The organism is Flavobacterium sp. (genome assembly GCF_020217025.1).
GTDB lineage: Bacteria > Bacteroidota > Bacteroidia > Flavobacteriales > Flavobacteriaceae > Flavobacterium.
The window spans coordinates 1-10000 of the sequence record NZ_JAIWOF010000151.1 but is presented as its reverse complement, the minus strand read 5'-3'; the positions used below and the strand labels follow the sequence as shown (position 1 = coordinate 10000).

Sequence of the window (10000 nt, the reverse complement as noted above, 5' to 3'; positions counted from 1 at the left end):
TTTTTCTTATAAACGCGCCAACAGTCCACTTCATTTTGTCAAATTTATAATGTTGTAAAATTGCAATAATTAAACTCAATAACCAATACGTCAAATAACGTATTTTTTTAAATAAGATTGTTCTTCTTTGCTTTTTGAACCGCTTCTAATTTGTTGTGAACTTGAAGTTTGGTGTAAATATTTTCAATATGTTTTCTTACCGTTGCTGGTGATAAAAATAAATTCTCAGCAATATTAATATAGTTTAAACCTTTGCTAAGTTGTTCTAAAACATCGATTTCTCTAGCCGATAATTTGATGATTTCTTCTTCCTTTTTGTTGTCTAAATCTATTGGATTGCGAAGTAATTTTAAAGTTTTCAATGCGATAGAAGGATTCATAGCAGCTCCGCCATTTAAAGTATCGATAATGCCTTCGTATAATGTTTTAGGCTCTACTTCTTTTAATAAATAACCATCAGCTCCAGCTTTAATTGCGTTGAAGATATTTTCATCATTGTCAAAAACGGTTAACATGATTACTTTAATATGGGGATATTTATTTTTTATAATTTCGGTGGCTTCAATTCCGTTTAAAATGGGCATGTCAATATCCATTAAAATCACATCGATATTATGATTGTTACTAATCTTGGTTAGCAAATCAGAGCCATCTAAAGCTGTAAATTTTATCTGAATATCATCAAAAAAGGAAAGCTTTTCCTGGATAGCTTTTATCAGGAACGTATTGTCGTCTACGATAACAGTTTTGATTACTTTCTCCATTTCTTTGATGATTAGTTGAATTAAAATTCAGTTTGATTAGGTAAACTTAAATATATTGTAGTCCCATTTTCTGTGGATTCAATTTTGAAATCTCCTTTTAATTCGGAAGCTCTTTTTTTCATGGTATTTAATCCATTTCCAATTTCGGCTGTAGCCAAATCAAATCCTTTTCCATTGTCTGAAATAATAACATTGATTTTATTGTCCGACTCAGTTAAAGATACGTCAATTTGACTTGCTTTTGCATGTTTTATAGCATTATTTACCGCTTCTTGTATCAAACGATAAATATTCATCCCGTCTCTAGAAGTAAAAGATTGAAACGATTTTGTGTTGAAATTAAAATTAAATTGAATTCCGTTTAATGAAAGTTGGGCATTATCAATAAAGTTTGAAATTCTAGTTTTTAAATCTTCAATCGTTATTTCTTCTTTGTTCATGGCCCAAATAGTATCTCTTAATTCATAAATTGTCTCTTTGGTAAACGAACTAATATTGTTTAATTTATCTTCTAATTTCGGATTTCCATCGGCAAACGCATATTTTAAAGAATCTACAGACGAAATAATAAAAGTAAGTTGTGCTCCAATATTATCATGCAAATCTCTTGAAATTTGAAGACGTTGTTCCTGAAGACGATTTTGAGTTTCAATTTTCAGTAACGCATCTTTTAATTCGTTTTCTTTTTGAAGCTGAAGCGTTTTCATTTTTTGATTTTTTAGCATAAAATACCCAACAATTATTGATAAAATTAAGAGTGAAACAATGATTACGATATAAGTATTTTTAATGGCTAAATCTGCTTTTTGAGTTAAAATTTCCTTTTCTTTTCGTTCCGTGTCAAACGCTGTATCAAGTTCTGCTTGTTTTATTCTTAGATTGATATTAGAAATGCTGTCTTTATAAGTAGTATAGTTTTTAAAATTATCTAATGCTGTTTTATAATCGGAATTCAATTCATACAATTCAGATAGTTTTTGGTAATTGTCTTGGGTTAAATAGTTGTAATTATAGGTTTTACTTTCATTTAATGCTTTATTAAAATATTCAATCGATTTTTGATGGTCTTTGGTTTCAAAATAGTAGTAACCATAGAAATTTAAGTTTTCGGCAATCCCAATTTTATCATCAATCTCTAATCGAATTTGATAGGCTTTGTCTAAATTTTGTTTCGCTTTAGCAAATTGTTTTAAAGTCAATTGAAGCATTCCAATTTTATTCAAACTATACGGAATTCCAATTTTATCATTTGCTTTTTCTTTTAAAGTCAGCGATTTATTGTAGAACAAAAAAGCACTATCGTACTCTTTTTTAATTTCTTTTAAAACACCATAATTGTCATAAATAGCTCTAAGTTCGTATTCTGCATTGTGTTTTTCACCAATTTTCAAGCCTTTTTGCATGTACAAAATCCCAGAATCTAAGTTGCGTCTTTTTAAGTGATAGCCATAACTTCCATAAAGTGAGGCAACTTTATCGTATTGCTTTAATTGATTAAAATAATCAATTGCCATGAAAATATATTTAGATTGCAAATCATACTTGCTTTGATAAAAATAACAAAGTGCCATTTTATCATAACTGTTGGCAATACCTAATTTGTAGTTTTGCTTTTTAGCATCCGATAGAACTTTGTTGAACAGTTGTAATGACTTAGAAGTATTAGCAACAATATCATCGTATGGCATATTCAAAACCGAATCTATTTGTTTTACCGAATAGGTTTGGCTCCAACTAAGACTAAAGAGTTGGGTAAGAAGTAAAGCGAATAGGATAGATATATAGTTTTTCATTTTGAAATGGATCAATGTTTACTATAAAAGTATAAAATCAAATTTAAAGTGCGTTTAAATTAATGCAATACATAAATAAGATTATAAACATTCAATAGCAAGCAAAGTAAAACGAATAGTCTAAAAAGAATAACAAGCAATTCTTTCTTTTGACTCAATGATTCGATGGAAAGAAATAATTTAGACATAATTCAGGTTTATTAATAGCGTAAAATTCGTTTAAAATAAGACGTTTTTCAATACGACATTTGACGTATTTACAAAAAAAGAGTGGATTGATAAAACATCAATCCACTCAAACTAATCAAACTATAATAACAAATTAATTGTTCACTTTTATTTTTTCTACTTTTTTTCCTTTAAAAGCAAAAATGAATTCTCCATCGTCAGTAATGTCTAAACCGTCACCATATTTTGGACTTCCGCCTTTACCTTTCGATTGAACAGAGCCTTTAGTTTCTCCATTAGTCATGTCAATTGCATGAAGTATGTTTTTGCTGTTTCTTTGGTCGCGTAAAAAGTAGTTTCCATTTACATCGTAGAAATAATCTACTCCTTTAATTTTTTCAGTTGCATAAGCTCTTGAGCCATCTTTTTTGTTGTATGATGCCAATCCTTTTTCAGATAAAACTACTACTGTGTTTCCAAAATCGATTACGTCTGTTGCTTTTCCAACACCAGCATCGTTGTGTTTTACATCAAAAATTTGTTTTCCCGAAGCAATGTCATAACAGTAGAATTGATCGCCATCTCCAACAAATACATTTTTATTTTCATGGATGATGAAATCCGTAATACGTTTATCAAATTTTTCTGAACGCCAAGCAGTAGCTCCTGTTTTATCATCTAAAGCTAATAAGCTATTTTTTTGTGCTTTGTAATCCCAATAAATATAAGGAACATTAGAAGTGTAAGAACCTCCATATAAACTTTGTTGTTGTTCTTTTCTAAACTCTTGAACTTGTACTTTTCCACCTACTTGAACAATTACTTTATCGCCTGATCTGTAGATATTTGGTATAGAAAAAGCACCTGTGATTTTTTCAGAAGTCCACATGATTTTACCACTTTCTAATTCATGTTTTTGAACGTATTTAGTACGATCTCTTCCGCCTAACATTACTATATAAACCGCATTATCCGTAAATAATGGATCAGCAATAGTTCTATAATATTTTTTCTGAGTAGTGTTAGAGAACATACCTCCGCCGCCACCATCCATGTCGTTTTCATAGATAGATTCCCAAAGTTTTTGTCCTGTATTGATATTGAAAACTTGTAATCCATTCAAATACATGAATACTTTGTCGCCTTTAATCCATAAATCTAAAATGGCTCTTCGGGTTACCAATTCTTTTTCAACAGTTCCTGTAAAAGTGTTTTCCCAAATGATTTCACCATTATTCGCGTTTAATTTCACCATTTGATTTTTAAATCCAGCAAATAAAGCACCTAAAGCAGTTGGTTTGAAATTCACCATGATGATTTCATTCTTTTTAGCATCGTAAATGTATTTTCCAACACCACCTTTAAAACGATTGGTTTCCCAAACTTTTTCTCCTGTATTGGCTTTTACCAATATTACAGATGCTTTTTGAGAAATTAAAAAGGCATCCAATTCGTAAATGTACTTTACAGTTTCTAATTCCCCTTGGTCAGCGCCATCTTCGGATTTTGTTCCTTTTGGTAATAAATTTTGGTATTGTTCAGAATTCCATAATTCTTTTCCTGTAGCAATATCAATTACAGCAACGCGGTCAGTTCCCATTTTTCTCTCGTCAAATAAGAACAAGTAACCACCATTATCTTTCCAGATAACGTATTGATATTCGCATTTATTGGTTTTGTTGGTTGTGATGTTTTTGTAATCGCCATTCCAAATTAGCTTGCCTTCACCATTTAATACTGAAGCAGAGTTATCATCTGTTCCTAAAATATAAGAACCATCGCTATTGTTTACGGCTAATCGAGTGGCTTTGTTTCCAAATTCTGATTCCCAAACAGTAGCAAAACTTCCTGATTTTTTAGAACCACCACTTCCTTTGACTTTGTCTAATAACTTTCCAAATTGAGCAGTTGCAGGAGTAGTTCCTACTATTGCTACAAGAAGAGAGTACATAATAATTGATTTTTTCATGAGTTTCGTTTTTAATGTTAAAATGATAAGTTGTATCTAATTTTGTATCTTTTCTTCTTCTCTAATTTGAATTTGAATTTGTGAGTAAGAATGTATTCCGACATAAAGTTGATAAAATCGATGTCTTTTATTGTGCTATCTACTTTGAAAAAAGTAGCAACTTTTCCGCTCTGAATTACAGTAATGTCAATAGTCATGTCGCCTGTTACTTCAGAAAATTTCTTGTTTTTCTTTTTAATAAAATCAGGAGATTGAAATACTTCGTGCATTTCGGATATAACCATTTCAGAAACAGTTTCTTCGTCTGTAAGAACAGGTCTTTGAGACCATATTGATTCGCTGTGAAAAAGATTAATCACAAGCAATACAAAGGCGATTCTTATTTTCATAAATATTTTTATTTAATAAGTTTACCTGTATCTTTATCTAAAGATAAATCCAATGCTGTTTTATAAAGGCGTAAAGAACTAATTAAGGATTTTTGTGTAAATCCGCCTTCCGTCCAAAAATAATAGAAATAAGTAATGGTGTTTGTACTTTCGGAATAGTAAACTTTAATTAACGCTACTTCAGCATTTAATTTGTTTATTAATTCTAAAGCATCTTTTTTTGAAGTACCATCTACAAGATTATAAACGCTACTAAAGGTTATGAATCTTTTGTTGGCATCAATATCAAGATAAACACTATAGGTGTTTTTAATTTTTATATAAGTGTCTTTAACCTCTAATACTTCTATATAAGCATTGTCGCAAGTTTCTTTTAATAAAGAAGGAGTAACTTCCGATGCATTAACTAATTTTTGAGCTGTTGCGAATTGAATCGAAACGAATAAAAGTAACAAACAAAATAGAGTTGAATTTTTTAAAGTTTTCATAAGTGTGAATTTTTATATTTATTGATAAGTCAAAATTCACAAAAAAGGATAAGGTAGGAAATACGACAATTGCCGTATTTTAACAAAATATTATAAAAGGATATTGATTTTTAATGGATTTTATTTTTAGATCGAGTTGATTTAAGAATTTCTGATGATTTTCTGTATTTGGATTAAAAGGTCGGTGCTTTAATCCTTTTTGAATAGAGCAAATCTCATTCATTAATCCAAATTGTGATTCCGAAATGTAGTTTTCAAAGAATTGAATCCAAATATAATCAACAGCTGTTTGACTAGGATGCAACATGTCTTCGGCATAAAAACGATAGTCACGCAATTCATCCATCATAATTTCGTAGGCTGGGAAATAGGTATTATTCTGAGTTGTCAGTTCGAGCGAAGTCGAGATTTTTTGATTTAATACCGAATGAATTGCCGAAATCAAATGCGCTTTACTCAACGTATTTTCAATAAATCCATCCTTTATATGGCGTACAGGAGAAACCGTAAAAATAAAATTGCAATTTGGGTTAACCGAATGTATTAATGAAATAATACTTTGTAAACTTTCTTCGGTTTGATGAATCGACAACAATTCTTTTGTAAACTGCTTTTGCGGGACTTTATGACAGTTGGCGACAATTTCGTTTGATTCTATATTTCGATACGCCCACGACGTTCCTAGCGTAATTATAATGTGTGTTGAGTCGTTTAATTGTTTGTTTGTGGAACGGATTATATCGTTTAAAGATTCTAAAAAGCCATCTTTATCCGAATTTGACAGTTCCGAATGTACTTCATAGCAATGCCATAAATCGTTATGAAAGAAAATATCACTTTCGGTAAACGTTCTGTTTTCTACCGAACGTCGAATTAATTTTTCTAAAGAAACCGCATTAAAAATAATTCCAAACGGATTGGTAGTAGCTTGAAATTTAAAATAATCAAACTTGTTACCCATATTTTCTGCAAAACACGAACCCAATAACATAACTTTCGAATCGTAATCGATTGGGAAACTGCTTTTTTGAACGGGTATTTTGGTAGTGAATTGCATACAAATAATTTTATAAGTTCAAAATTAAGGATTTTAATTACAAAACATTTAACAATATAAGCGAACTTTTTAAAAGATGATTATTAGTACTTTTACATTCTTAAATTAAACTACATGAAACTACTATATTCTTATATTAGTAAGCATAAAATGTTACTGTTTTTTGCATTAATAATGGCTACAATTAATATTTGTTTTAGTTTATCTGATTCCATTATTACGGGTAAATTAATGCAAGATTGCGGTGTTGGGATGGCAAAATACAAAGGAAATGAAATGGGCTTTATCAAAGCGGTTTCATTTTGGTTAGGATTGTCGCTAGGTGCAGCAATGATTTCTAGAATTACTAAAAACTTTCAAGACTATTTCACCAATATTGTAATTCAAAGAACAGGTGCAGAAATGTATACAGACGGAATTAAAAAATCGTTGGATTTACCTTTTGAAGAATTTGAGGATCAACGTAGTGGTGAAACTTTGAGCAAGTTAACAAAAGTTCGAATCGATTCTGAAAAGTTAATTACACTTTCAATTTCATTGATATTTCAAACCATTATTGGATTTGTTTTTGTGGTTATTTATGTTTCAAGAATTGATGCGAGAATTTCTTTAATATTCTTAATAACAGCTCCAATTATTGCCTTAGTAAGTTCTTATCTGGGTAAAAAAATTAAAGTGGTTTCTCGTAAAATTGTCACTCAAACTAATTCATTAGCGGGTTCCACTACAGAAAGTTTACGAAATATCGAATTAGTTAAAAGTTTAGGTTTAACGCAACAGGAAGAAAAAAGGTTGAATCTTAATACATTAAAAATACTTCAACTCGAATTGCAAAAAATTAGATTCATAAGAAGTTTAAGTTTTATCCAGGGAACTACAGTTCATTTTTTAAGAACTTGTGTTGTTTTTACGCTGTATTATTTCTTATTTGGTGAGAAAATTTTGGTTGGAGATTTGCTAACAATGGTTTTCTTTACCTTCTTTATATTTGGTCCGCTTCAAGAATTAGGGAATTTTATTATTACACTCAATGAAACTAAAGTTTCAATGGAGAATTTTAAAGCATTACTAAATGCACCAAAAGAATTTCGTCCGAGTAATCCCAAAAATATTGGTCCAATAACACATTTGCATTTTTCAAACGTTTCTTTTCAGCATAAAACGGCTGGGCAAAAAGCAGTTGAAAATATAAATTTTAGCATTAAAAAAGGAGAAACTGTTGCTTTCGTTGGTCCTTCAGGGTCTGGTAAGACAACTTTAGTCAAACTTTTAGTGGGTTTGTATCCTCCACAAGAAGGTCAAGTTTTGTATAATAATACCGATTCTAAAGAAATTGATTTATTAGATTTGAGAAAACAATTAGGATTTGTAACGCAAGATGCACAGTTGTTTTCGGGAACTATTAGAGAGAATTTATTATTTGTAAAACCAAATGCAACCGACGAAGAGTTATATGATGTAATGAAAAAAGCGAGTTGTCAAAAGTTACTGGATCGTGCAGATGATGGTTTGAATTCCACAATTGGAGAAGGAGGAATCAAAGTGTCAGGTGGAGAAAAACAGCGTTTATCTATAGCTAGAGCCATTTTAAGGAATCCTAATTTATTGATTTTTGACGAGGCAACTTCTGCCTTAGATTCTATTACAGAAGAAGAAATAAACATAACCATTAGAGCAATTTCCGACCATAGTAGAATAACAGTTTTAATTGCACATCGATTGTCTACGGTTATGCATGCAGATAAGATTTTTGTTTTAGAGCAAGGTAAAATTATTGAAGAAGGAAGGCATGAAGATTTGGTTGCAGAAAAAGGATTGTATTATGCCATGTGGCGTCAGCAAATAGGTGAGAGAAAATAAAAGAATATGATGTTTAAAAAAGAATATATTGAACCTAACGAAGGTTTCTCTCAAACTGTTGTAGTAAAAACTGGAAATTTCAAAACGCTTTACATTTCAGGTCAAATAGGTGATGGTGCAGATTTAGAAGCACAAACCATTACTACATTTCAAAATTTAGAAATGCAACTTACAAATTGCAATGCTACTTTTAAAGATGTAGTAAAAATGAATACCTATATCGTAAATTTTAATCCCGAAGTAGATTTACCTATTTTCAGAAAAGTTAGAAAGGAATTTCTAGGAAATGAAAATTATCCAGCAAGCACTTTAGTAGGCGTAGAAAGTTTAGGCAGAAAAGAATGGTTGATTGAAATTGAAGCAATTGCAGTGGTAGAATAAAAAAATCCCGATAAGTTTTTGCTTTTCGGGATTTGAATTTATTTTTTCTTTTCTTCCTCTTTCTTCTTTTTTTCATCGAGCTCTTTTTTTGAAGCTTCGATTCTTTTTTCTAGATTTTCTATCTTTTTTGTAGAAATTTCTATTCTTTTAGAGTTTAAATTAATTTTAGATTGAGTTGCACCGATATTCTTTTTGATTTTTGCAGATTTTTTTGATTTTTCATCTGCTGTAAGGTTTGGGTCATTCTCAATTGATGCTAACTCTTCATTTAGTTGATTTAATTTTGAATTTAGTTCTTCATTGCTTTTTATTGCACTTTCCTTTTTATTAGTCTCTGTAACTAATGTTTCTTCGTCTGTAGCAACTTTTGTTTCTAAGGTTTTTATGATTTGTTGCTGTTGCATCATTTGGGTTCGCTGACTAAACAATTGATTGTTTACATTGACATTGTTTCTAGGAACTGAAAAACCTTGTGAAAACCCTAAAAGTGGAAATGTGAAGATTAAGAAATAAAATAGTTTCATGTTTTGAAGTTTAGTTGTTTGAAAGCAATCTTGATAAATCAATATTTGCTGAAATTACAGCACCAAAGAAATTACTTTTATTACCATTATTCAATTTAAAAAAAGGTGTTAATTCATAATCTAATTTAGTTTGAATATCAATAAATTTTAATATTCGCCACCCAAATCCTAATTGAGCACCAAAATTAAATGTTTCAAAACTATCTTTTGCATCCTCTCCTTCTGATTTAACACTAGTTATAAAAGCTAATTTTGGACCTGCTAACAAATAGATGCCTTCTCTGTATGTTTCACCAAAATCATACTTAAAATTAGGAGCAATGCTCATTATACTCATTTCAAAAAGTTGTTTGGTTGGATAATAGGTAAAATTATTTTTAGCAAATAAGATTTCCGTTTTTATTCCTGTTTTTTCATTGAAATTATATTCTCCATAACCACCAAAAGTAATAGTACTATAATCATCTGTATTCATACCATTTGTTCCATTGTTATTGGCAATTGTATAAAAGCTATTGCCAATTACTAATCCATACGAAAATTCTTGCTGTGCAGAGACAATACAAGTAAAAAGAATAGCAAAATGGTAAAGTAGTTTTTTCATTTA

General features: G+C 30.1%; 10 protein-coding genes. 2 read left to right on the top strand and 8 right to left on the bottom strand.

Annotation, left to right across the window (positions count from 1 at the left end; all coding sequences use genetic code 11):
- Window positions 1-107 precede the first annotated feature (107 nt).
- From LDL23_RS07655 to LDL23_RS07630, 6 genes are all read right to left on the bottom strand, one after another.
- On the bottom strand, window positions 108-764 hold the full coding sequence (locus LDL23_RS07655) for a response regulator transcription factor (RefSeq protein WP_291265171.1): 657 nt from the start codon (window positions 762-764) through the stop codon (window positions 108-110).
- Between the two features lie 20 nt (window positions 765-784).
- Entirely contained in the window at window positions 785-2557 is a 1773-nt protein-coding gene (locus tag LDL23_RS07650; protein ID WP_291265170.1) for a sensor histidine kinase, read from the bottom strand.
- 322 nt (window positions 2558-2879) lie between these two features.
- Window positions 2880-4694: a PQQ-binding-like beta-propeller repeat protein gene (locus LDL23_RS07645; protein WP_291265169.1), complete on the bottom strand. Its 1815-nt coding sequence runs from the start codon at window positions 4692-4694 to the stop codon at window positions 2880-2882.
- Window positions 4695-4711: 17 nt separating this feature from the next.
- Entirely contained in the window at window positions 4712-5083 is a 372-nt protein-coding gene (locus tag LDL23_RS07640) for a hypothetical protein (RefSeq protein WP_291265168.1), read from the bottom strand.
- An 8-nt stretch (window positions 5084-5091) separates the two neighbouring features.
- Complete coding sequence (locus LDL23_RS07635) at window positions 5092-5571, bottom strand: YbjN domain-containing protein (protein WP_291265167.1); 480 nt, start codon at window positions 5569-5571, stop codon at window positions 5092-5094.
- Between the two features lie 79 nt (window positions 5572-5650).
- A complete protein-coding gene (locus LDL23_RS07630) occupies window positions 5651-6628 on the bottom strand; it encodes a GSCFA domain-containing protein (protein ID WP_291265166.1) in 978 nt (325 codons plus the stop codon).
- 114 nt (window positions 6629-6742) lie between these two features.
- On the opposite strand from LDL23_RS07630, the gene LDL23_RS07625 reads away from it, so the two are divergent.
- Together LDL23_RS07625 and LDL23_RS07620 are read left to right on the top strand one after the other, a co-directional pair.
- The gene (locus LDL23_RS07625) at window positions 6743-8488 is read left to right on the top strand and encodes an ABC transporter ATP-binding protein (RefSeq protein ID WP_291265165.1); all 1746 of its coding nucleotides are present in this window, start codon (window positions 6743-6745) and stop codon (window positions 8486-8488) included.
- A gap of 6 nt (window positions 8489-8494) precedes the next feature.
- Window positions 8495-8869 (top strand): RidA family protein, encoded by a 375-nt coding sequence (locus tag LDL23_RS07620; RefSeq protein WP_291265164.1) that lies wholly within the window; start codon window positions 8495-8497, stop codon window positions 8867-8869.
- Window positions 8870-8907: 38 nt separating this feature from the next.
- Here LDL23_RS07620 and LDL23_RS07615 read toward each other — a convergent pair whose 3' ends face one another.
- Window positions 8908-9393 (bottom strand): hypothetical protein, encoded by a 486-nt coding sequence (locus tag LDL23_RS07615; protein ID WP_291265163.1) that lies wholly within the window; start codon window positions 9391-9393, stop codon window positions 8908-8910.
- 10 nt (window positions 9394-9403) lie between these two features.
- Entirely contained in the window at window positions 9404-9997 is a 594-nt protein-coding gene (locus tag LDL23_RS07610; protein ID WP_291265172.1) for an outer membrane beta-barrel protein, read from the bottom strand.
- Window positions 9998-10000: the final 3 nt, after the last annotated feature.